The 24131-nt window shown below is 43.9% G+C and carries 19 protein-coding genes; 14 read left to right on the forward strand and 5 right to left on the reverse strand.

Annotation, left to right across the window (positions count from 1 at the left end):
- Positions 1 to 5 precede the first annotated feature (5 nt).
- Positions 6 to 818, forward strand: coding sequence for a DUF4249 domain-containing protein (locus LT679_RS02110; protein WP_232175262.1), 813 nt, complete (start codon positions 6 to 8; stop codon positions 816 to 818).
- A 4-nt stretch (positions 819 to 822) separates the two neighbouring features.
- Here the strand turns inward: LT679_RS02110 and LT679_RS02115 are convergent, their stop codons facing one another.
- Entirely contained in the window at positions 823 to 1812 is a 990-nt protein-coding gene (locus tag LT679_RS02115; protein WP_232175263.1) for a chitinase, read from the reverse strand.
- 100 nt (positions 1813 to 1912) lie between these two features.
- Between LT679_RS02115 and LT679_RS02120 the strand changes: the two genes are divergently transcribed.
- The 3 genes from LT679_RS02120 to LT679_RS02130 all read left to right on the forward strand — a co-directional run bounded on the left by LT679_RS02120 (position 1913) and on the right by LT679_RS02130 (position 3041).
- Positions 1913 to 2470, forward strand: coding sequence for a cob(I)yrinic acid a,c-diamide adenosyltransferase (locus tag LT679_RS02120; RefSeq protein ID WP_232175264.1), 558 nt, complete (start codon positions 1913 to 1915; stop codon positions 2468 to 2470).
- A gap of 79 nt (positions 2471 to 2549) precedes the next feature.
- Entirely contained in the window at positions 2550 to 2771 is a 222-nt protein-coding gene (locus LT679_RS02125; protein ID WP_002996718.1) for a DUF2795 domain-containing protein, read from the forward strand.
- Positions 2772 to 2894: 123 nt separating this feature from the next.
- Positions 2895 to 3041: a lmo0937 family membrane protein gene (locus tag LT679_RS02130; protein WP_232175265.1), complete on the forward strand. Its 147-nt coding sequence runs from the start codon at positions 2895 to 2897 to the stop codon at positions 3039 to 3041.
- Positions 3042 to 3078: 37 nt separating this feature from the next.
- Here the strand turns inward: LT679_RS02130 and LT679_RS02135 are convergent, their stop codons facing one another.
- Both LT679_RS02135 and queA read right to left on the reverse strand, forming a co-directional pair.
- The gene (locus tag LT679_RS02135) at positions 3079 to 3768 is read right to left on the reverse strand and encodes a 2-C-methyl-D-erythritol 4-phosphate cytidylyltransferase (RefSeq protein WP_232175266.1); all 690 of its coding nucleotides are present in this window, start codon (positions 3766 to 3768) and stop codon (positions 3079 to 3081) included.
- An 87-nt stretch (positions 3769 to 3855) separates the two neighbouring features.
- Positions 3856 to 4905 carry a tRNA preQ1(34) S-adenosylmethionine ribosyltransferase-isomerase QueA gene (queA, locus tag LT679_RS02140; RefSeq protein ID WP_232175267.1) on the reverse strand — a complete coding sequence of 350 codons (1050 nt, stop codon included), beginning with the start codon at positions 4903 to 4905 and terminating at the stop codon, positions 3856 to 3858.
- A gap of 162 nt (positions 4906 to 5067) precedes the next feature.
- On the opposite strand from queA, the gene LT679_RS02145 reads away from it, so the two are divergent.
- Both LT679_RS02145 and LT679_RS02150 read left to right on the forward strand, forming a co-directional pair.
- On the forward strand, positions 5068 to 6315 hold the full coding sequence (locus tag LT679_RS02145; RefSeq protein WP_232175268.1) for an ABC transporter permease: 1248 nt from the start codon (positions 5068 to 5070) through the stop codon (positions 6313 to 6315).
- 21 nt (positions 6316 to 6336) lie between these two features.
- Positions 6337 to 6861, forward strand: coding sequence for a DUF3347 domain-containing protein (locus tag LT679_RS02150; RefSeq protein WP_232175269.1), 525 nt, complete (start codon positions 6337 to 6339; stop codon positions 6859 to 6861).
- A gap of 5 nt (positions 6862 to 6866) precedes the next feature.
- On the opposite strand, the gene LT679_RS02155 is transcribed toward LT679_RS02150, so the two are convergent.
- Complete coding sequence (locus LT679_RS02155; RefSeq protein ID WP_232175270.1) at positions 6867 to 10130, reverse strand: PAS domain-containing hybrid sensor histidine kinase/response regulator; 3264 nt, start codon at positions 10128 to 10130, stop codon at positions 6867 to 6869.
- A 154-nt stretch (positions 10131 to 10284) separates the two neighbouring features.
- Here LT679_RS02155 and LT679_RS02160 point away from each other — a divergent pair, with 154 nt between their 5' ends.
- A complete protein-coding gene (locus tag LT679_RS02160; RefSeq protein WP_232175271.1) occupies positions 10285 to 11571 on the forward strand; it encodes a citrate synthase in 1287 nt (428 codons plus the stop codon).
- Positions 11572 to 11622: 51 nt separating this feature from the next.
- Here the strand turns inward: LT679_RS02160 and LT679_RS02165 are convergent, their stop codons facing one another.
- On the reverse strand, positions 11623 to 13518 hold the full coding sequence (locus LT679_RS02165; RefSeq protein WP_232175272.1) for a RecQ family ATP-dependent DNA helicase: 1896 nt from the start codon (positions 13516 to 13518) through the stop codon (positions 11623 to 11625).
- Between the two features lie 72 nt (positions 13519 to 13590).
- Here LT679_RS02165 and LT679_RS02170 point away from each other — a divergent pair, with 72 nt between their 5' ends.
- The 7 genes from LT679_RS02170 (at position 13591) to tig (ending at position 23989) form a co-directional block, all read left to right on the forward strand.
- The gene (locus LT679_RS02170; protein WP_232175273.1) at positions 13591 to 16830 is read left to right on the forward strand and encodes an amidohydrolase family protein; all 3240 of its coding nucleotides are present in this window, start codon (positions 13591 to 13593) and stop codon (positions 16828 to 16830) included.
- Positions 16831 to 16934: 104 nt separating this feature from the next.
- Positions 16935 to 18281 carry a carboxypeptidase-like regulatory domain-containing protein gene (locus LT679_RS02175; RefSeq protein ID WP_232175274.1) on the forward strand — a complete coding sequence of 449 codons (1347 nt, stop codon included), beginning with the start codon at positions 16935 to 16937 and terminating at the stop codon, positions 18279 to 18281.
- Positions 18282 to 18312: 31 nt separating this feature from the next.
- Positions 18313 to 19665: a carboxypeptidase-like regulatory domain-containing protein gene (locus LT679_RS02180; protein ID WP_232175275.1), complete on the forward strand. Its 1353-nt coding sequence runs from the start codon at positions 18313 to 18315 to the stop codon at positions 19663 to 19665.
- Positions 19666 to 19959: 294 nt separating this feature from the next.
- Complete coding sequence (locus LT679_RS02185; protein WP_232175276.1) at positions 19960 to 20565, forward strand: GIN domain-containing protein; 606 nt, start codon at positions 19960 to 19962, stop codon at positions 20563 to 20565.
- 134 nt (positions 20566 to 20699) lie between these two features.
- Positions 20700 to 21416, forward strand: a complete 717-nt coding sequence (locus LT679_RS02190; RefSeq protein ID WP_232175277.1) for a head GIN domain-containing protein — start codon at positions 20700 to 20702, stop codon at positions 21414 to 21416.
- A gap of 150 nt (positions 21417 to 21566) precedes the next feature.
- On the forward strand, positions 21567 to 22556 hold the full coding sequence (locus LT679_RS02195; RefSeq protein ID WP_232175278.1) for a c-type cytochrome: 990 nt from the start codon (positions 21567 to 21569) through the stop codon (positions 22554 to 22556).
- A gap of 83 nt (positions 22557 to 22639) precedes the next feature.
- The gene (gene tig, locus LT679_RS02200) at positions 22640 to 23989 is read left to right on the forward strand and encodes a trigger factor (protein ID WP_232175279.1); all 1350 of its coding nucleotides are present in this window, start codon (positions 22640 to 22642) and stop codon (positions 23987 to 23989) included.
- Positions 23990 to 24131 lie beyond the last annotated feature (142 nt).

The following is a 24131-nucleotide window of genomic DNA, read 5'->3' on the forward strand; positions in this document are numbered from 1 at the left end:
TACTTATGAAAACGAGAAATATATATCTATTAGTAACAATACTGTTAGCGACCATCGGCCTAACCTCGTGCGAGAAGGTGATCGATGTTGATATAAAAGAATCAGCCAGTCAGCTGGTTATTGAAGGTACGGTGGTTGATGACGCCGATATGCAAACCATCAAATTATCGCGCTCGGTATCATATACAGAAGATAATACCTACCCACCGGTAACCGGCGCCCAGGTGGTAGTTACGGATAGCCGCGGAGTTGAGCATAATTATGTTGAACGTATACCCGGTGTTTATATTAGCTCATTTAAAGGGCAGCCTAATGTAACCTACAATATGTTGGTAAAGGTTGACGGTAAGGAGTATACGGCGCAATCAACTATGCCGCGTCCGGTTGAGCTGGATTCGCTGAGCGTATCCGAAATAACCTTTGGTGGTGAAGACCGTAAGGTTGTTGCCGTGCATTATAAGGATCCGGTTGAATATGCCAATCAATACCGCTTTATTATGTGGGTAAATGGTACACAAACCCGCCGCGTTTACGCTAATGATGACAGGCTCACCAATGGTAACGACGTTAAAGATCAGCTTTTTTACAGCAGCGATGATGATAACGAGGAAATAAACGATGGCGACGTGGTTGAAGTAGAAATGCAAAGTATTGACAGGCCGTTATACAAATACTGGGTAACCCTTGCCGACCAAAGCCAGAACGGGCCGGGTGGGGGTGTAACTCCCGGCAACCCGCCAACCAATATTAATAACGATGCTTTAGGCTATTTCAGTGCGCATGTGTCCCGCCGAAAAACAATTACCATACGGGAGTAAAGGCTTAGTAGGCATACGCCTGCATTTTACCGCATGAGCAAGCGCAGTTATCATCCGCTGCGCCTAATAAAGTCAAAAAGTGGCGGTAAAAGCCGATGCGGTCTTGCATGTTATACATATCGTCGCCTTTACCGCATTCAACAGCACCGTTAACAATATTGATGGTGCTGCCAAAGCCAGGCACGCGCCCTTTGGCTTTTTCGGTAGCGTTTGGCTGCCATTTGCCGGTTATAGCGTCATGTGCTGATGGTTTGGGCGATTGCGGCGTCATCCAGAAATAAATGGCCGTTTTAAAAGCTACAACCGCGTCTTGTTCAATAAGTTCAGGTTTGTTGAGCAAAGTCTCCTTATTGCCGAATATGCAATGCGAGGCATAGCCGTAATTGCCGTTATAACTTAACTGAAGCGGCCCTCGGCCATAATATTTTTTACCTTTTACGGGTGGGTATTCATCATTAGCTACCACATACGGGTTAGTAGTGTCGGCTTCTGTTTTCAGCATCAGGCCGTCGTTATATTTGCCGTTCATGCCATGCCGGGTTTCATGGGCTATGTGCGCAAAAAATGCAGCGAGTTCACGTTTGTTCAACGCGGCATCCTTCTCATTACAGAACAAGCCATAATCTATATAATAAACACTATCCGGCTTTGATTTTGCCCAGTCCTCATTAAAACCTTCATCCTGCCGTACTACACTGCTTTTGCCGGTGCGTTTATCAGTACGTACCATTTGCAGTGCCTGGTAAGCGCGTTTGGTGATCTTGATTTTGATAGACGCCATATCATTAACCGCTTGTACAAAGGCCTGGTAAGTATAAAATCTATCGCGGTTAGGAAACAGCACGTTAAATTGCTGCTCAGATATTATAGCGGCGGGTGCCGCTTTTTTTTCGGCATTGCCGGGTTTAGCCGGACTATTACCGCAGCTAAAACTAAGCGCGATAAACAATAGCGGAAGCATTACGATCAGGCTGAATGGCTTATTGTATTTCATGATGTTTTGGGTGCATCTGCAAAACCAAATGTAAATATTTGCCAAATTATTCACATTCATAATAATAACAGCAAGCAAATTGTTTAATTGCGCTACTGATATGAAAATTTATACAAAAACCGGCGATAAAGGCTACACCTCATTAATAGGGGGTACCCGTGTGCCTAAACACCACCTCCGCATTGAGAGCTACGGCACTGTTGATGAGCTTAATTCCTACATTGGCCTTATTCGCGATCAGCCGATTGATTTGCATTACAGCGACGTGCTGAAACACGTGCAGGACAGGTTGTTTACGGTTGGAGCGGCGCTGGCGGCTGATCCTGAAAAGTCAAAAATGGTATTGCCCGATATTTACGAAACAGACATAGAGCTGCTTGAATCGGAGATTGACGTGATGAACGAAAAATTGCCGCCGTTAAAACATTTCATATTGCCCGGTGGTAGTAATGCCATATCGTACTGCCATGTGGCGCGCTGTGTTTGCCGCCGTGCCGAAAGGGTGGTGGTGCATTTAGCTGACGAAAGTACGGTGGATGAGAAGGTAGTGATGTACCTTAACCGTTTAAGCGACTACCTTTTCACGCTGGCGCGGGCTATTGGTTTTGATGCCGGAGTGCCTGAAAATCAGTGGTTACCCAGACGGGAGAAATTGTGAAAAAAAAATATTTGATTTTCACTTTTAAAATACTATACTTTTGCAAAATTGTTAACAAACATTAAAAACCTATATAGATATGTATTGGACACTTGAACTTGCTTCGCATCTGGAAGATGCACCATGGCCGGCAACCAAGGATGAATTAATTGATTACGCTATACGCTCGGGTGCTCCGGTTGAAGTTATAGAGAACTTGCAGGCTCTGGAAGACGATGGCGAACCGTATGAAAATATAGAAGAAATATGGCCTGATTACCCTACAAAGGACGATTTCTTTTTCAACGAGGACGAATACTAAGCAGCGCTAAGCTACAGTCAATCTCCGGCTTAAAGTTATTTTGAAAAAAATAACACTTTTTGGAATGATTTTAGTTTGATAGAATATAACATAATAAACATTTATCAACTAAAACTTACTAACATGAGAGGTTTATTGTACATTATCGCAGTCATACTGGTTATCGGCTGGATATTCGGATTCTTTTTCAACCACGCTGGCAGCCTGATCCACGTACTTTTAGTTATAGCCGTTATCGCGCTATTACTGGGCATTATCAGACGAGCGTAAACGCTGAAGAATTAAGACACATAAAAAAAAGCCATCCTTATAACGGGGATGGCTTTTTGCTTAAAAGCAATTCTGCTATCGCGATATCGTCAGGAAAAGTGATCTTGATGTTGGTATCGTTGCCCTCTATTAGGTTGATAGGGTAACCCGCCGCTTCTACTACGCTGGCATCGTCTGTGAAGCTTTCATTGTAAGGTTGCATGTAAGCGGCTTCCAGCTGGCTGTAAATAAAAGTTTGCGGTGTTTGCACCAGGTATATCTCTTCGCGCCTTAATGCTGATGATATACCCTCAATAACCCTTCGCACCGAATCCCGGCTTTTTACAGCCACTACAGCGTTGCCGTGCAAATTTGCATGTTGATAGGCCCGGTCAATCACTTCGGTTGCTGTGAGCGGTCGTACCGCGTCATGAACCGCAATTACGGCATCCTTATCAATTATGGTTTCAAAGCCGTTTTTTACAGAGTGGAAGCGTGTGCTGCCGCCTGCTACTAAAGTATGTGGCGTAGTAAATCCATAATCGCTGCACGTTTGCTGCCAGTATTCATGATAGTCCGGGTGCATAACCACTATAATGTTTGGTTTGGAGTTACAACCGGCAAATGCTTCGAGCGTGTAAAAAATGAGCGGCCTGCCATTAAGTGGTAAAAATTGTTTGGGCAGCGCGGAGCGCATACGCGTGCCCGATCCGCCGGCAACTATAATTACGTAGTTTTTTGATGACATGCTGATAATTAGCTAAGCTGTACAAATATGTGTAAACAAAAAAAGAGAGATGCATAGCGTCTCTCTTTTTTATGATATCAAAGGATGTTAGATAATTAGCATCGCATCGCCGTAGCTGTAAAAACGGTATTTCTCTTTAACCGCTATTTCATAAGCATTCATCACGTGCTCGTAACCGCCAAACGCACATATCATCATCAACAGTGTTGATTCCGGGGTATGGAAATTGGTGATCATAGAATTAGCTATACTGAAATCGTACGGTGGGAAAATGAACTTGCTTGTCCAGTCGTTAGCGGCTTTTAAAGTTTTATTTGCCGAAACTGATGATTCAATAGTACGCATACTGGTTGTACCTACAGCACAAACACGTTTTTTGCGCTCAATAGCCCTGTTTACAATATCAGCTTGTTTTTGCTCGATTATAAACTGCTCTGAATCCATCTTGTGTTTGGTTAAATCCTCAACCTCAACAGTACGGAATGTGCCTAAGCCTACGTGCAGGGTAACCTCAGCAAATTCAACGCCTTTAAGTTCCAGGCGTTTCATCAGCTCACGGCTAAAGTGTAAACCCGCGGTAGGGGCGGCAACCGCACCTTCGTGCTTGGCGAAAATAGTTTGGTAACGCTCTTTATCTTCGGCAGTAGCTTTACGTTTAATGTATTTTGGCAGCGGGGTTTCGCCCAAAATCTCAACGTTACGGCGAAACTCTTCGTCAGTACCGTCAAACAAAAAGCGGATGGTACGGCCGCGTGAGGTAGTGTTATCCACAACCTCGGCTATCAGCAGGTCATCATCACCAAAATAAAGTTTGTTACCAACACGAATCTTACGAGCCGGATCAACCAGCACGTCCCACAAACGAAGCTCTTTATTCAGTTCGCGCAGCAGGAAAACCTCGATGGTTGCACCGGTTTTTTCCTTGTTGCCATATAAACGGGCAGGGAACACCTTGGTATTGTTCAGGATCATTACATCCTGATCATCAAAATAATCCAATACATCCTTGAATATCTTGTGTTCAATTTTACCGGTTTCACGATGCAGTACCATCAAACGCGATTCGTCGCGCTTATCCGACGGCGTGTGGGCAACTAATGATTCAGGTAAATCGAATTTAAACTGAGATAATTTCATATAATATTTTTATTGGATTTTCAGGGCGCAAATGTACGAAAAATTTTATTAGTTATATTTAACAGATATTTAGCTGCTTTTGTGTGCATAATGTTCACAATTAAATTAAATTTATTGTAACCAAACGCGCATGTTCATGTCTAAAAAGCAATTGAAGCCACTATGCTGTTTTTAAAACTTTTTCGCGAAAGCTTTTTGTTTGCTTATGATGCCCTGAGGCAGAACAAGCTGCGCACCCTGTTATCATTACTGGGTGTAACCATCGGTATTTTTACTATCATTGCTGTATTCTCAGCGGTAGATACTTTGCGCAATAATTTACAAAGTAGCGTGAATAAGCTGGGCAACAATAGTATATACATCCAAAAGTGGCCCTGGATGTTCGGCGGCGACTACCCCTGGTGGAAATTTATACAGCGCCCCGTACCTAACATGCACGACTATGAAGAGCTAAAAAAGCGCAGTCAAACCGCGGCCGCCGTATCATTCGAGATATATATTGACAGCCGTAAGGTTAAATATAAGAGCAATACCATTGATGGAGCGGTACTTTATGCGGTATCGCACGAGCATGCCGAGGTGTACAATTACGAGTATCAGAATGGCCGCTATTTTACCGATATGGAGTCGCGCTCCGGCGCGCCGGTTACGGTTATTGGTTATGAAATAGCTAGTCACCTTTTCCCGGCAGGAGATGCCATGAGCAAAAAGATCAAGATTATGGGCCGTTATGTTACCGTTATCGGTGTTTTCAAAAAAGAGGGTGATGACATGCTGGGTATATCAGCAGATAAGGAAGTGCTGCTGCCGCTTAACTTTGCCCGTAACCTGATTGATATTAAATCGGAAAAATATCAGCCACAGATTGTTGTTAAAGGTAGAGAGGGCATAGCTGAAGGCGAGGTGGAAAGCGAATTAAGAGGCGTAATGCGCTCAATCCGCAGGATAGGGCCGGGTAAAGACGATAACTTCGCCCTTAATAAAACTACGTTATTATCTAACCAGCTCGATTCGCTATTCGGCGTGATCAATTTGGCAGGTTTATTTATAGGCGGTTTTTCTATACTGGTAGGTGGCTTTGGTATTGCCAACATTATGTTCGTGTCGGTTAAGGAGCGTACCAATATCATCGGCATACAGAAATCATTGGGGGCAAAAAACTATTTCATATTATTGCAGTTTTTAATTGAAGCCATGGCCCTTTGCCTGATAGGCGGGGTAATAGGTTTGTTCCTGGTTTACCTGGTATCGCTTGCTGTAAAGGGTATAGGAGATATTGAAATTGTTATCGGTACTAAAAACATACTGATTGGTGTTTTGGGCTCGTTGGCAATCGGCGTTATCTCCGGAATAATTCCGGCGCTTAGTGCAGCACGGCTCAATCCGGTGGATGCCATACGATCAAACTAAAGGCTTGTAAACGCTAATCAAATGAAAAAACTTTTTTTAAATGCCGCTGTAGCCGCTATGTTTTTTGCCGCTGCCTGTAATCAACCTGCCAAAAAAAATACCGAACAAGCTGAAAAAGATACCGCAGCTGTTGCAGCTAATGCCACCTTACCCGATAAGGCCAATGTAACGGAAGTAGTTAACTCATACATCGCGTTAAAGAACGACCTTGTAAAATCAGACGGTGCAGCCAGCAAAAAGAGCGCTCAAAAATTACAGCAGGAGCTTATTGAGGTTAAGGGCTGTGATGAAGCCGCTACCTTAGCCGGCGCCATTGCCGCAACAGATAAGGTGGACGAGCAGCGTAAGGCGTTCTTAACTTTAAGCAAAGATGTAATTACGCTGGCTAAAGGTATAAAAACCGGTAAGCCTGCGTTTGTAGCTTATTGCCCTATGGCTAACGATGGTAAAGGCGGCTACTGGCTTTCAGAAGCTAAGGAGATAAAAAATCCTTATTACGGCGACGCCATGCTGGAGTGTGGCGAAGTTAAGGAAGAACTTAATTAAGTATTTTATAAAATGGTACCGTGTACATTACGGTGCTTTGATACTTTTTCAAAAAGCGTTTCAGGCAGGAATGGTTTGGTCAGATAATCATCCATTCCGGCCTCAAACGCTTTTGTGTATGTATCAGGCATAGCATCAGCCGTAAGCGCTATAATAGGCACACGCGGGTGTGTTTGTTTAATGATACGTGTAGCTTCGAAACCATCCATTACCGGCATCTGTAAATCCATGATAATCATGTTGTAAGCGGTGTTGGCGCTCTTTTCAACAGCTGTTTGGCCGTTATCTGCCTCGTCAACCTGGGCACCCCATTTCCTGAGAAATTTTGACGCTATCAGCAGGTTCATTTTATTATCGTCAACAACCAGTATGCGTACATCACTCAGGTTGTGCGATAGGTTTTCATGTTTTTTCTCTGGCCTGTTATCATTGTTTTTAACAGCGATCACCTCAAAAGGTATTTTTATAATAAACCTGGTGCCTTTATTTAGTGTGCTGGTTACATCAATGGTGCCGTTATGCAAGTTAACCAGGCGCTTGGTTATCGCCAGTCCAAGCCCGGTGCCGCCCATGGTGTTTTGGTGGTGCATATCCTGTATAAACGGATCAAAAATATCCGGTAGACTCTCGGGGGCTATGCCAATGCCTGTATCCGTTATGGTAAAAATGATGTCAGTAATGTTGGAATTTTCATGCGGAACGTTATCAATTTGTACGGTAACACCGCCCTGATAAGTAAACTTAATACTGTTACCGATCAGGTTGTTTAATATCTGGCTCAACCGTACCGGATCAGCCTGGATAAGTTCAGGTAACAAACTGTCGGTGATTAACTTAAGCTCTATCTGTTGCTGGTCTGCACGTGGCAAAAACGACTGCCATATATTTTGCGCAAGTTTGGCGAGATTTACCGGCTGCTTTATCAGGTTAAATTTACCGGCCTCTATCTTGTTATAATCCAGTATATCATTAATAATTGCCAGCAGGTTGTCGCCCGAGAATTTCAAGGTGTTCAGGTATTCCATTTGTTCGGGCTTAGGGCTTTCGGCCAAAAGCAGGTTGGTAATACCAATCACCGCATTCATCGGAGTGCGAATCTCGTGGCTCATGGTAGAAAGGAAATCCGACTGGAATTTAGATGAACGTTCGGCATCCTCTTTAGCGGAGATCAATTCCTGTGTGGCCTTTTGGCGATCCGTAATATCTTCACCAATGGAGGTGATCTCAATCAGGTTGCCATGCTCATCAAAGCTCATGGTATTTTGCCAGCTCATAATTACCTCGCTGCCATCCTTACAAATTACCGGGTTTATGTAGTGCGTTTCGTAGCTGTTGTTTTGCAGCCAACCGTTAAGTGTTTGCCTGAACTGCTCCGGTACAAAACGGTTTGTCCAATCATGACCGATAACCTCATTGGGCGACATCCCCAATATGCCGGCCAGGTGGCCGTTGCAAAAAGTAACTTTGCCGGTATTATCCACCGTAAGTGCGGCAAGCTTAACGCTCTCCAACACCAGGCGATACTTATTACGCGTGCGCTCCGATTCGAGCTCGGCCTTTTTGCGCTCTGTTATGTCCTGCAAGGTGCCGATTATTTTGCGCAGTATGCCATCGCGGCGCATTACTTTGCCAATAATCAGGCTCATGTGCTTGATTGCACCGTCAGGTAAAATTATGCGGTATTCAAATGAACGGCCTATGGCGCTTAGCGGTTTCTTTAAAAGGTTATGTAGCAGTTGCCGGTCATCAATATGCACATGCTTAAAAAACTCCCTTACAAAGCTCTTCAGTTGAATTTCCTTTTCCGGTATATCATAAATGTTGCAAATCTCGTCAGACCATGAAAAGCTTTTGCTTGCGAACTCATATTTCCAGTTGCCGATTTTAGCAATGGTTTGCGCCTCAATTAATTCTGCACGGCTTATCTTGGCCGATTTTTCAGACAGGCGCACTTCGGTAATATCCTGCGTAACGCCTGATATGCGTTTAACCAGGCCATCATCAGTATAGCTAACCTCACCACGAATGATTTTGATATACTTAAGCGTACCTTTTTCGGTGACGATTTTGTGCTCAAACGTATGTATATCGCTTAAGCCAAGGTTTTGAATAAAATGTTGTGTTGCCGCATAATCGTCCGGATGAACGCGTGACAAGTAATATTGCTCGTGAGAAAGATCGGCCGGTAAGCCGTCAATCTCAAAAATAGTAAACATGTACGGCGACCAGTGGCTTTCGCCTGTGATATCATCATGCCACCAGTTAGCTAATTTGGCAATGGTTTGCGCCTCAAGCAACAACTCTTGGTTTGTTTGCAGTGCTGTTTCGTAATCTTTTTGATTGGTTATGTCCGTTATAGCGATGGATATACGGCCGGTATAATTGGCCTGCCTGTCATACACCGGGCTGATCTTTGCGGAGAACCATTTATTGGCGCCAAAAATCGACCGGAATTCGATAGAGGTAGCTGCACGATTTTTTATGACAAAATCAATGGCATTGGATAGTGGCTGGCTTTTTTCCCTATCCACAACATCCGCCATGCGATTATCAAAAAATACTTTAGGGTCAAAGTGCAGCGGCTTTTTTTCGTCGTACCAAATATTTAAAGCCTGGCGGTTTTCGTCAATTTCAAAAACAATGTCGTTTATAGAGTTGATAAGAGAATGTAGCTGGTTGCGACTGTCGCGCAGCTTTTGTTCGCTTAGCTTTAACGAAACGTTGGTTTTAGTAAGTGAGTCAACAGCTTTTTTAAGCTTAAGCCGGTAAACCATGCGTACAATAAAAACTATGTAGCCCGTTATAGTAAAAGTTGCAAGCAGGCCTATAAGCGACGGTATGCTAATCTCTGGTGTTACCGACATTATATAGGCACTCAAAACAAGCGCGAGGTTAAGTGCGGTAACGGCTATAAACTCATATTGCTTTATACAAAAAATAGCCAGCCCCATAAATATTACCAGGGAGCCAAATATATAAATGGGGCTGAACTGCGAATGCGATAGTAACCAGTAATTGTTTAACGCCAGGTGGCTGATTATGGTAACGTATAAACCAGTTTTGAAATAGTATTTATTTTTGATGAACGACAGGCCGATGGTGCCAATGCATATTGCGCTGTTAAGTAACCGAAGGTCAAGCGGGTCGGCAAAATCCTGCCGGCATAAAAAGTGGAATGCGGGGCTCGCTATACACAAGGCAATCAGCAGGAGACGGTATATACTCCTGTCATTATGTATCAATAATACAAGCCTGTTATTTAGAGACATCTGCCAGTTAATATTTCGAAAATATTTAAACTAAAAACATAAAATAAAGGTTTGTAAGGTATGTTAAAAAAACATAAAAATTACATTACAAAACCCTTGTAGCCGATAATAATACACAGATTTATTTACATTTGCTCCACTTACATTTTTTTCTATGGCAGAAATAGCACAACTAATTATAAGCGAAAATACCCACGAGTTACCGGTTATTACGGGCTCTGAAGGAGAGAAGGCAATCGATATTTCTAAGCTTCGCGATCAAAGCGGATATGTAACACTTGATATAGGCTATAAAAACACTGGCGCCACCAAAAGCGCCATTACTTTTTTAGATGGGGAAAAAGGTATACTTAAATATCGCGGTTATTCAATTGAAGAACTTGCCGAAAAATCAACCTTTATTGAAGTTGCTTATTTACTGATATACGGCTCACTGCCAACTGCCGATCAGTTAAATGATTTTCAATATCAGCTTAGCCGCCACACACTGGTGCATGAGGATATGAAGAAATTTTTCGATGGCTTTCCGCAGCGTTCGCATCCGATGGGGCAGCTGTCATCGCTGGTATGTGCCATGTCGGCCTTTTACCCGGAGTCGTTAAAGTCAAACCAAACTACTGAGGAAGTTAACCTGAGCATTGTTAAAATGCTGGCCAAAATGTCAACCCTGGTATCATGGATCTATAAAAAATCACTGGGCCATCCGTACATCTATCCTCAAAATAAATTTGATTACGTTACCAATTACCTGCACATGACTTTCGGGCAGCGTACCGAGCAGGTAGAGATTGACCCGGTAATTGTAAGCGCCATGAACAAGCTGCTTATTCTGCATGCCGATCATGAGCAAAACTGTTCAACATCAACCGTACGTATTGTAGGCTCATCTGATTCAAATATCTACGCGTCAATTTCTGCAGGTATATCAGCGCTTTGGGGCCCGCTGCATGGTGGCGCCAATCAGGCTGTTATCGAGATGCTCGAAAAAATTCAGGAAGATGGCGGCGATACCGATAAATGGATTGCCAAGGCTAAGGACAAAAATGACCCTTTCCGTTTAATGGGCTTTGGCCACCGCGTTTACAAAAACTTTGACCCACGCGCCAAGATCATCAAAAAAGCCTGCGACGAAATACTGGAGAAATTAGGTGTGAATGATGAAGTGCTGGAGATTGCCAAGAAATTGGAAGAAGTAGCACTTAAAGACCCATATTTTGTTGAGCGTAAGCTTTACCCGAATGTGGATTTTTACTCAGGCATCATCTACCGCGCATTAGGTTTCCCTACAGACATGTTTACTGTATTATTCGCACTTGGCCGCTTGCCGGGTTGGATAGCGCAGTGGAAAGAAATGAAAGAGAACAAAGAGCCTATTGGCCGCCCACGCCAAATTTATGTTGGCGAAACCGACAGAAGCTATGTTGAGCTTAACCAACGTTAATATCAACTATAATTACAACAAGAAAGCCTGCACACATGCAGGCTTTCTTGTTTATACATAATACCGTTCTCCGTCGGCCTTTATACGGCCCGAGTCTAACAGTTCTCGTAGGGCGCCTATCTTTTGGTTGTCATTCCCTTTTTTTAGGGATGATATCAGGGTGTTGAGGGTTAAGGGTTCGATGCTTACCAACTGCAAAATTTCATCGGCAAGTACCTCACCGATGTTTTCGTTATCGCGCTTGCGTTTTTCATCGAGGCATACGTCGCAAACACCACATTTGCGGGCATCATCTTCATCAAAATAGCCTAAAAGCATCTGGCTGCGGCATTTTTGGTGGGTGGCATAAGCCATTACCGCCTCAACTTTATTGCGGTATATTTCTTTACGCTTCTCAATGTAAGCACGGTTGATGTATAGCTCGCTGGCTTGCAAACGTGGTTTCAGGTAAGTGATCTGCGGTTGGTCGGTTTGCTGCAGGTAGTTTATCAGCTTATAATCCTGTAATTGTTTTAGCCCTTCAATTACTTGTTGAACGCTCATGCCGGTACGGCGCGCAAGGTCAAACTCCTTGATGCGTACATAACTATCAAACGAGCCACCGTACGAGCGCAGCAGTGTTTTAATAAATGCATCCCAGCCCTGGTTGGCCACCTGGAAACCATAAAGCGTAGCGTTATCTACAATAAAACGATAGCGGGATGGCAGGTAAACACTCTCGTTAAAGGAAATATATTCATCCTGCTCCAAAAATTTGAGGGCGTTCAGGGTTTTAAAAATATCGAGGTTAAAGCGCTTGCAAAAATCGGTTATATCAAAATCAAAGCTAAGGCCGGCACCGGCGCCATAGGCGATCTGGTATTGGTTAGCCAATTGATGGTATACCAACTTGATCTCATCAACCGACGGAAAGCTGGTTTCGAACTTTCGTTCCTGCTTGTAACGGTCGTTATTGTTGTATAGCAATACACCGTACGCCTTTTGCCCATCGCGACCGGCACGTCCAGCTTCCTGGTAATAAGCCTCGAGGCTTTCTGGTGCGTCCTTGTGTATCACGAACCTTACGTCGGGTTTATCAATACCCATCCCGAATGCGCTGGTGGCTACAATAATGCGTATACGATTGTCCTTCCATTCCTGCTGGTGCAAAGCCCGCTGATCCATAGGCATGCCGGCATGGTAGTTAGCTGCGGAAATGCCATTTTCAATAAAAAAACGGGTAAGCTCAACGGTTTCCTTCCGGCTGCGAACATAAACAATGCCACTGCCGTTAACGCCGTTGGCAACGTTAAGCATTTTGCGCAGCTTATCCTCGGTATGTTGTACCACATAGCTCAGGTTTGCCCGCTCAAAACTTTGCTGGAATACCTTGCAACCGGGCTTAAACAGCAGCTTTTGCTTAATGTCTTCCTTTACATCAGTAGTAGCAGTGGCTGTGAGGGCGAGCACCGGTACATCAGGTTTTATATCTCGCAGATCGGCAATGTGCAGGTAGGGCGGGCGGAAGTCATATCCCCATTGCGATATACAGTGCGCCTCGTCGATAGCGATCAGGTTCACCTTCATGTACGATACCCGCTCGCGCACCAGTTCAGACAGCAACCGCTCGGGCGAGAGGTACAGGAACTTTACCCGGCCATAAATACAGTTATCCAACGCGATATCGATTTCCCGTTTACCCATACCGGATACAATGGCCACCGCCTCAATGCCCTTGGCTTTCAGGTTCTCTACCTGGTCCTTCATCAGCGCTATAAGCGGCGATACCACAATGCAGATGCCCTCCATAGCCATGGCAGGTACCTGGAAGCACACCGATTTGCCACCACCCGTGGGCAGCAAAGCCAGCGTATCATTTCCGGCCAATACCGAGTTGATGATATCCTCTTGCAGCGGCCGAAATGTATCGTGTTTCCAGTATTGTTGTAATATGCTATGGATTGTCATGCAAAAGTGGCAAAGCTAAAACTGTAAAGTGTTTCAATATAATTAAATTCGTCGCTGTAATAATTTGAGTTCATGAAAAAAGTTTACCCCATCCTTTTATTTGCCGTTTTTTCGCTGTCGGCCAGTGCGCAAAAATGGAACGTTGAAAACACCTCGGGCCAATCAAAAAAAGTAACTATTACAACCGACGAAGGTACCTGGATGAACCTCGATGTTAGTCCGGATGGCAAAACTATTGTTTTTGATTTGCTGGGCGACATTTATAGCATGCCCATAACCGGTGGCAGGGCGACTATACTGGCAGGCGGCCGGGCCTGGGAAGTGCAGCCGCGCTATAGCCCGGACGGTAAATTTATATCATTCACCAGCGATAAGGAAGGGGGCGACAATATATGGATAATGAACAGTGACGGCAGCAATAAACACTCCATTACTAAGGAGAACTTCAGGCTGCTCAACAACGCGTCATGGTCACCGGATGGTAATTACCTTGTTGCCCGCAAGCATTTTACCGGAAGCCGCTCGTTAGGCGCCGGGGAGATGTGGTTATATTACCGCACAGGTGGGGATGGCGTGCAGCTTACCAGCCGAAAAAATGATCAGCAGGACGCAGGTGAACCTGTAATATCGCCCGATGGTAAATATGTTTACTGGAGTGAAGATGTTACGCCGGGTCCGTTTTTTCAGTATAATAAAGACCCATACCCGGGCATTTATGCCATTAAACGCCTTAACCGACAAACCGGCGAAATTGAAACCGTTACCGGTGATGCCGGTGGCGCTTGCCGCCCGGAGCTATCGCCGGATGGTAAGTTGCTTGCCTTTGTTAAGCGCATCCGGTTAAAATCAGTACTATACCTGCGCAACCTGGAAACAGGCGAGGAGTGGCCGGTGTACGACAGCCTCTCACACGATCAGCAGGAAACATGGGCCATTTTTGGCGTTTACCCAAGCTTTAGCTTTACGCCCGATAGCAAGAATATTGTACTTTACGCCAAAGGCAAGATATGGAACCTGGATATTACCTCGCTAAATGCCGTGCAGATACCGTTTGAAGTAACCACGCAGCAAATCGTGTCTGAATCATTACACTTTCAGCAAAAGGTTTTTCAGGATGAATTTACGGTAAAAATGATACGTCAGCTTACAACTTCGCCTGATGGTAAACTGGTCGCGTTCAATGCTGCCGGGCATATTTACATAAAGGAGTTGCCTAACGGCAAACCACAGCGCATAACCAACACTGCCGATCTGGAGTATGAGCCAAGCTTTAGCCCCGATGGAAAAACTTTGGTTTATGTAAGCTGGACGGACGAACTGAAAGGCGGCATCAACAAAATTGATTTGGTTACCAAAACGGTAACGCGCCTAACCATAGATAAAGGCTTTTATTATTCGCCAAAATTTAACAACAAGGGCGATGTAATTGTGTACCGTAAAGGCGAAGGTAACCAGGATTTGGGGTATGCCTTTGGTACCAATCCGGGTATATATGTATTGGCAGTAGCGGGTGGCACACCACGATTGGTGCTGGATAACGGTATCCGCCCGCAGTTCTCGGCTGACGATTCCAGAATTTATTATCAAAGCAGTGAGGACGGTAAAAAAGCTTTCAAGGTGATGGACTTGTTTGGCGGTAACAGGCATACCTTATATACATCGACCTATGCAACACAGTTTTGCCCCAGCCCTGATGGCAAGTGGATGGCCTTTACCGAACTATATAACTGCTACATTACGCCGATGACGCAGGCGGGTAACCCGCAGGATCTATCGGCGGGTAGCCGGGCTTTGCCTTTAAACAAATTAACCCGTGATGCCGGCACTTACCTGCATTGGAGTAAGGACAGCCAGAAACTGATGTGGACGCTTGGCCCTAAATATTACGCACGAGACATTAAAACAGCGTTCCCGTTCACTGATGCTAATCCTGATAAGGCACCTGCTATTGACACCAATGCCACTGCCGATATCGGCCTTAAACTAAAAGGTGATGCCCCAACCGGAAAGATCGCATTTACAAATGCGCGCATCATCACCATGAAGGGCGAGGAAGTAATTACAAAAGGCAACATAGTGGTGGTGAATAACAAGATAGCCGCCATTGGTAAAACTGCAGACGTTGAAGTGCCTGCTGATGCCAAGGTGTACGATATGGATGGCAAAACTATAATTCCGGGTTTAGTTGACGTGCACGCGCATTTACATACCAGCCCTGACGGGGTAACACCACAGCAGGATTGGAGCTATTACGCCAACCTGGCCTTCGGCGTAACTACCTCGCATGATCCATCGAGCAATACGGAGATGGTATTTAGCCAGAACGAGATGCTACGGGCAGGATTGATGGTGGGGCCAAGGGTGTACTCAACCGGAACCATCTTATATGGTGCCGATGGCGATTTTAAAGCCGTAATTAACAGTTTGGACGATGCCCGCTCAACCCTCCGCAGGCTAAAGGCAGTGGGTGCATTCTCTGTAAAAAGCTATAACCAGCCACGCCGCGAGCAGCGGCAGCAGATAATTGAGGCTGCCCGCGAGCTGCAAATGGAAGTGGTGCCGGAAGGCGGCTCAACATTTTTTACCAATATGACGCAGGTAATTGATGGCCACACCGGCATTGAGCATAACATACCTGTTTACCCGGTTTACAAAGACGTGCGCAGCTTATGGAACGCCACCAAAGTAGGTTACACACCAACGCTGATAGTAAGCTACGGTACCCAGTTTGGTGAGAATTTTTGGTATGACCGTACGGAGGTGTGGAAGAATGACCGACTGATATCATTTACGCCGCCATCAATGGTTGATGCGCGCTCGCGCAGGCGCACCACATCAGAGTATGGCGATTATGGGCATATTGACGTAGCAAAGGCAACCAAGTACTTAGCCGATGGCGGCACGAAGGTAAACTTGGGTGCGCACGGCCAAATGCAGGGCATAGGCGCGCACTGGGAACTGTGGATGTTGGCACAGGGGGGCATGTCGCCGTTGCAGGCTTTGCGTTGCGCAACTATAAACGGAGCATCATATTTAGGCATGGATAAAGAGATAGGATCATTGGAGCCTGGTAAACTGGCTGACCTGGTGGTGCTTAATGAAAATCCGCTTGAGGATATCCGTAACAGCGAGAACATAAAGTATGTAATGTTGAACGGCAGATTATACGACTCCGACTCGATGAACGAAATTGGTAACCGCGATAAGCCACGTCTGCGTTTCTGGTGGCAAATGGGCCGCGGCGGCGATATGCTTAACCTGCCCGTAAACAATACCGAAACTTATTTATTTGGTACGCAAGATTGCGATTAACCAAGAAAAAGCCACCAAACAGTGGCTTTTTCTATTGTTGCTTAATAGCTATTTTCCCGGCAATGTTTATATTTACTCTTGCCCAATTCAGATAAGCCTTACTTATGAAAACAACCTGCCTAACCTTGCTATTGCTGTTTGCATCAATTATAGCTTTCGCCCAGTTTACAATAACCGGCAAGGTTATAAGCACAGAGGATAATACACCCGTAGAAAGTGCCACGGTATTTATTAATAATACCGTCCACGCCGGTAAAACCAACAAGAAAGGGGAGTTTAGTATACGTAATGTGCAAGCCGGCCAGTATGAACTAATTGTATCAATGGTTGGTTTCAAAGCGGTTAAAACACCAATTACGCTGCATGCCGATTTAAAACTATCGACAATATATATTAAACCAAGAGTTCAAAACCTGGAAGAAGTAGTTGTAAGCAGGCCGAAAAAGCTTCCCAACAAATATCTGGAAATGTTCAAGCGTGAAATACTTGGTACGTCAAAATTTGCAAAGGATTGTCACATCGATAATCCGAAAGTTATTCAGCTTGATTTTGACAGTAAAGAGAAACGGTTAAGCGCTTACACATCAGATTTTATGGTGGTGCAAAACAACGCGCTGGGGTATCGCCTGAAATATTTAGTTGAGGATTTTGAGCGGAATGAGCATACCGAGCTGTTATCATACATCGGCTATGTGTTGTTTGAGGAAATGGATGGCTCTGAAAAGCAAAAAGCCGAATGGTATGCTAACCGTATTGAAGCTTACACCGGTTCGATGCAGCACTTTTTCAGATCAGTTGCAGGTAACAATATCAATTTATTACGAGAGCCTGGCTTTTTAGTACGTACACTAACGCGAACTTTAAACCCTTATCATTTACCCGATAGCGTGGTTAACGCTCATGTGCGGTACTATGCTAACAAAAGTGGAATAAGTAACCGCGATTCATTATACTACTGGCAAAATCAGGCGAAAATACCGCGCTTTGTAGAAGTAATTGATACAGCGAGATTACAAGCCGAACAAGTATTGCGATTTACCGATCAGCCGGGTGTTTACGCTTTACGCATCAGCGATACTAACTATCTAAAAAAATGGGAGCATATAAATGTTCCGGGCGTAAAAGTAACGCAACGGTTTAATTTTGATACGTGCAAGTATCAAAATATGCTATATATAACTTACATTAAAAAACCATTTTTTAGCCCGCCACGCGCTCAGGGTAGTACCGGGCGAAGCTTTATAATCAAGCCGGAAATGGAAGAAAAAGCAAGCCTGATAGTACCGGTGGATGGTAACATGTTATTTAATAGTAATGGAGTGTTGTTAGATCCTATGAATTTAAAGATGGAAAAATATTGGGCACGGCTGCGGTTAGGCGATTTGTTGCCCATTGATTATTTACCTAACACCGGCAATGGTGGTATACACACGGTAGCCAGCACCAATTAATGCAAAAGAATTTACGTCTGCACATTTTGATATGAAGAGATACCTGCTCAGTTTATGTTTGTTGCTTTCGTCAATTGTTGCCTCAGCACAGTTTACCATAACCGGCAAAGTGATAAATATGGCCGATAAAAAGCCGGTGGAAAGCGCCACCGTCTTTATTAATAATACCAGTTATGGTACCAAAACCGATGCGCAAGGCAATTTTGTTGTTTACAACGTGCAGGCCGGGCAGTATGATCTCATAATTTCAGTAGTAGGTTTCAAAACTCAAAAAACTTCTGTTTCTGTAACCTCGAACATAACCCTGACGCCAATAGCCATCAGTGAGCGTAAATTTGAATTGAATGAGGTAAGGATAACTAAATTGCGACGTGTTGATAACAGATACCTTGAGATGTTTAAGCGAGAAATACTGGGTTCATCGAAATTCGGATTGAACTGCCGGATAACCAATCCAAAGGTGATCGAGTTAAGTTATGAAAAAGCTACAGCTAAGCTAACAGGCTATACCTCGGATTTTATGCAGATTGAAAACAGATTGCTCGGTTATAACGTAAAATACCTGGTTGAGGATTTTGAACGTGACGAGAACGGGGGTACTATTAACTACGTTGGCTATGTGCTGTTTGAAGAAATGAAAGGCACCGAGGAACAGCAGCGCCAATGGTATGCCAACCGGCTCGAAGCCTATAACGGCTCCTCTCAGCACTTCTTTAGATCTTTGTTAGGTAACTCCATCAACATGGCCGGCGACCCCGGCTTTTTTGTGATGACTATGACCCGTACACTAAACCCTCGCAGGCCGCCCGATAGTTTGATCAGGGCGGGCATTCGTTACTATAACGATAAACGAAGCGGCAGCGCAAGGGATTCTATCAATTACTGGATCAGAATGTTAAAAATACCCCGGTATATTCAGGTGATGGATACCACGCGATTAACCGCCGCTGACATTGTTCAGCTAACTGATCAACGTGGGCTATATGCGCTAAAAATTAGCGATAAAAACTACCTTAAAAACTGGAAGTATATTAAAATACCAGGTATGAGTGAAAAATATGAATATAGCTGCGATACTTGCGCGTATACCAACTCCTTATATGTTACTTATATAAAAAGGGTTCCTGCTCAAATTGTATTTAAAAATGAAATTGGCGTGTTCTCGTCAGAAAGTAATTTTACCCCAACTGCCGAAATGCAAAAAATGGCAACCACACTCACCATGAACGAGAAAACTTTTTTTGACAGAAACGGTATGATAGCCAATCCGTTTAGCTTACGAGTTGAAGGTTTCTGGGCACGCCAACGCATTGGCGATTTGCTGCCGGTTGATTATCTGCCCAACACTGGCTTTGGCGGAAGCCAGGCTAACTCCGGGAAATAGTTTCGCGCCGTTTCCATATAGCATAATCTCATTGTTGATCTTGTCAACTTTAATTATGAGGTTTACTTCATAAACAGGTTCCATAGATCAAATAAGACCTCTATTGCGTTAATTTTGGTAAGTGTATTGTCTACACTTTCTTGTTTTCACCGACACATTTTGACCGTTCACCGAGGTTTACCCCGGTTACGCCTATTTGAGGCTATTCTGCTGTAACGTTGGGGTGGGTGCGGGTGTCTTATAGATGTATTTAAAAAGATAACATAAATAATTCACAATCAAAATCATAAAGTCATGAAAACTACTATAATCACCATCGCCACTATCTGTTCATTAGCTTTCGGTTCAGTAAACGCTGCCACTGCTGATAAATTTAACGACAACGCCGCCACCGTATTAAGCGACGTAAAGAATATTAACAAAATTGAGGTTCGCGGTAACGTTGAACTGTATGTATCAAACAGCGTTAACGACAGGGTAAAGGTTTACAACCGCTACTATACTGAAAGCGCTCTTGTGCAAAATAATAACGGTGTATTACGCATCTCATCATACTCAGCCAAAAAACTGGTTGTTTGGGTATCAGCAAATGATCTTCGCTCAATTACCGCTTATGATAATGCTACCGTAAAATCATTCGGTACCTTATCAGCCATCAACCTTAACGTTACCTTAAACAATAAAGCGACCGCACAATTGGACATCGACTCATACAGCGCTGATGTAAAAGTGAACGATAACGCCAAAGCCGACTTAACCGGTAGCGTTACTGATTACGCTATCAACTACGGTGGCTCAACAAGTGTAAACTACGGTAAGCTGGTTGCCATGGGTAAAGGCCAGGTTGTAAAAAACGCTGAAAAATACACTATAGCCAAGAACGAGCTTGCCGCTCTTTAACCCGCACTTTTGCAAAAGTTCAACATATATTAAAGGAAAGGCCATCATTACAATTGATGGCTTTTCTGATTTTTAAAGTGTAACTTCACGCTAATAATAAACGTCCCAAATCAATAAACAACTCAAAGCCGATCATGAAAAAAATAATCTATACTATCGCAATCGCCGCTGCGGCAACGCTTTCGTTTTCATCATGTAAAATGAAGTGTAAAAAAGGATCGGGAACAATTGTTACCGATAACCGTAAAGTAGCTGATTTTACCAAGCTTGAAGTAAACGGCGGCTTTAAAGTAATCTTAAAGCAGGATAGCTCGCTTAATGTAGGACTGAGCATTGATGATAACTTGCTTGAATATGTAAAAACTGACGTTAGCGGCGGTAAACTGGTAATATCAACTAAAAAGAATATCTGTGCAAGCAATGATGCCGTGGTAACCATCGGCGTTAAAAATCTCGAAGAAATTAAAGGGTCAGGTGCTATAACTTTCAACAGTGAGGGCAAGCTGAATGTAAAGGATTTTTACATTGACCTTTCGGGTGCCGGCCGCACCGACCTTGACCTGAGCGCCGCCAATGTACGTACCGAGGGCAGCGGCGCTACTGAGATCAAGCTTAAAGGACAAGCGGCATCAAACACCGTTGACCTGAAAGGTAGCAGCAAAGTTAGCGCGCTCGATTTTGTGGTAGGCAGTTATAATATTGAAACTACCGGAGCCGGCGATTATAAAATTAATGTACTTAAATCGCTTATCGTGAAAACCACCGGCGCTTCATCAATTGAATACCGCGGCAATCCGACCACAGTAGAGAAAAAAGAAACCGGATCATCATCCATTAAAAAAATAGATTAAGCAGCCTTTTTATTAGTAAAACCCGCCCGCCCGGCGGGTTTTGTTGTTTATGGCTATGTTGTTGGTTAATAAAATTTTACGTAGCTTGTAGCATTTGAGTGCCTGACTGCGTCTAAGTAAAAAACTCAAAATAATCAACCAAACCACACAATGAAAAAGTTAACCAAATGGATAGCTATTATCCTGATTTTAGTTGTAATGATAGCTATAGCAGGGCTATCTTACGTTAATTATGCACTGCCAGACGTAGGCAAACCCGAAAACATAACCGTAGAACTTACCCCGCAACGTATTGAGCGCGGCAAATACTTGGCTAATCATGTAGCCGTATGCGTTGATTGCCATTCAACACGAGATTTCAGCAAGTTTGCCGGGCCAATTGACACTGCGCACATCGGCGTAGGCGGAGATAAATTTGATAAAAGCATCGGTTTTCCCGGATTGGTATATGTGCCTAATATCACACCGCTCAATTTAAAAAGCTGGACGGACGGCGAAATATTCAGAGCCATTACCACCGGGGTAAAAAAGGATGGTTCGGCCATATTCCCGATTATGCCATGGCAATACTATTCAAAAATGGATAGGGAAGATGTTTACGCCATCATAGCGTATATGCGCACGCTGAAGGCTGACGGCAAAAATTATCCGGCTCATCAGCTCGATTTCCCCTTAAACTTTATTGTAAACACTATGCCACAACCGGCAACCCTTAATAAACGCCCGCCGGAGAGCGACACACTTAAATACGGCGAGTACTTGGTGCAGATAGCTGCCTGCCGCGATTGCCATAGTCAGGATGATAAGGGTGAGCTGATAGCCGGGCTTGAGTTTGCAGGGGGCAAAACATTTAACCTGCCCGGGGCAACGCTTAAATCATCAAACATAACGCCCGATAAAGAAAGCGGTATTGGCCGGTGGACAAAACAGGACTTTGTAAACCGTTTCAGTATGTATGCAGATAGTACTATGCGCGCTACAGCCGTAAAGCCAGGCGAATTTCAAACCATAATGCCCTGGTGGAAGTATGGCAGCATGAAAGTAACCGACCTTGAAGCCATGTATGCTTACCTGCAAACCATTAAGCCTGTGCAAAACCCGGTAGTAAAATTTCAGGCCAACTCAATTGAAGCTAAATAAATTAAAATAAAATTTATACTTTTGCGCCTCAAAATACGGTACGGCAATGCTGTGCCCTGTTTAAATTTAAATATCCGCAGAAGATGAATATTACACAGGAAAAAGTTGATAACCTGAACTCAGTTCTTAAAATTAACCTTGCACCGGAAGATTATGCTCCGCGTGTTGACAAAGCCATTAAAGACCACGCTAAAAAAGCCAAACTTCCGGGTTTCCGTCCGGGTATGGTGCCTGCCGGTCATATCAAAAAGATGTATGGCAAAAGCATTTTGGTTGATGAGATCAACAACCTGTTATCAGATACACTGAACAATTACATTGACGAGCAAAAGCTGAACATATTAGGCCAGCCACTGCCAAAGCCTGATGATAACAAAGAGTACAACTGGGATTTTGCCGACACCTTTGAGTTTAACTACGAGATTGGTTTAGCACCGGAGTTTGACCTGGAGTTCACATCAAAAGATAAAGTTACCCAGTATGTAATCAAAGTAGATGACGAAACATTAGCGTCGCGTACTAAAAACATCCGTCGTAGCTATGGCAAAATGACAAATCCTGACGTATCGGCAGATGATGATGTGCTTTACTCGCAATTAGAGCAGCTTTCTCCGGATGGCTCTGTTTTTGAAGATGGCATCAACGAAACTGTATCGGTTCGTTTAGATCAGGTTAAAGATGATGCTATTAAAGCATCATTAATAGGTTTGAAAAAAGACGATACCGTTGAGTTTGATATTCAGAAAGCTTATGATGGCGACGCGGCTAAAATTGCCGGTCTGTTAAAAATAGACGAGGAAACTGCTGCCGACCTTAAATCAAACTTCCGTTTAACTGTTAAAAATGTTAACCGTTTAGAGGAAAGCGATCTGAACCAGGAGTTCTTTGATAAATTATTTGGTGAAGGTACTGTAACTACCGAAGAGGAGTTTAAAGCTAAGATAACTGAAGAGCTTGAGGCTATGATGCAGCAAGACAGCGAGCGTAAACTGCAGGACGAGATTTACAACTATGCTACCGGTAAAGTTGATTTCCCGCTGCCTGACGAGTTTTTAAAACGCTGGTTAAAAGTTACCAACGAAAAACTGAGCGACCAAGAGCTTGAAGAAGGTTATGCCGAGTTCTCTAAAAACCTGAAATGGACGCTGATCGCTAACAAGATCATCGTTGAGAACAACATCGAGATTAAGTACGAGGAAGTTTTTGAAGCCGCTAAACAACGTTTGGATGCACAGTTCAGAATGTACAGCCCTCAGCCTTTAACGGATGAGCAATTAGGCCAGTACACTGTACAGTACCTGCAAAACAAAGAGAATGCTAACCGCACTTTTGAAGAGGTTAAAGCGCTTAAAGTATTTGAGTACATTAAGAGCATTATCACCCTCGATCAAAAAGAGATTGCTTACAACGAGTTTACCAAGCTGGCAAACTAATCGATAGCTTCTATATAATATTCACCAAAAGCAACTTGAATAAAGTTGCTTTTGTGTTTTACAAGGTAGCGGTTGGAGGTTAGCGATCAGACATTGGTAGTTTATGTAAACTATCTCCCACTCTTCTCGTAGCAGGGGAAGG

This window comes from Mucilaginibacter roseus, assembly GCF_021215455.1.
Lineage (GTDB): Bacteria > Bacteroidota > Bacteroidia > Sphingobacteriales > Sphingobacteriaceae > Mucilaginibacter > Mucilaginibacter roseus.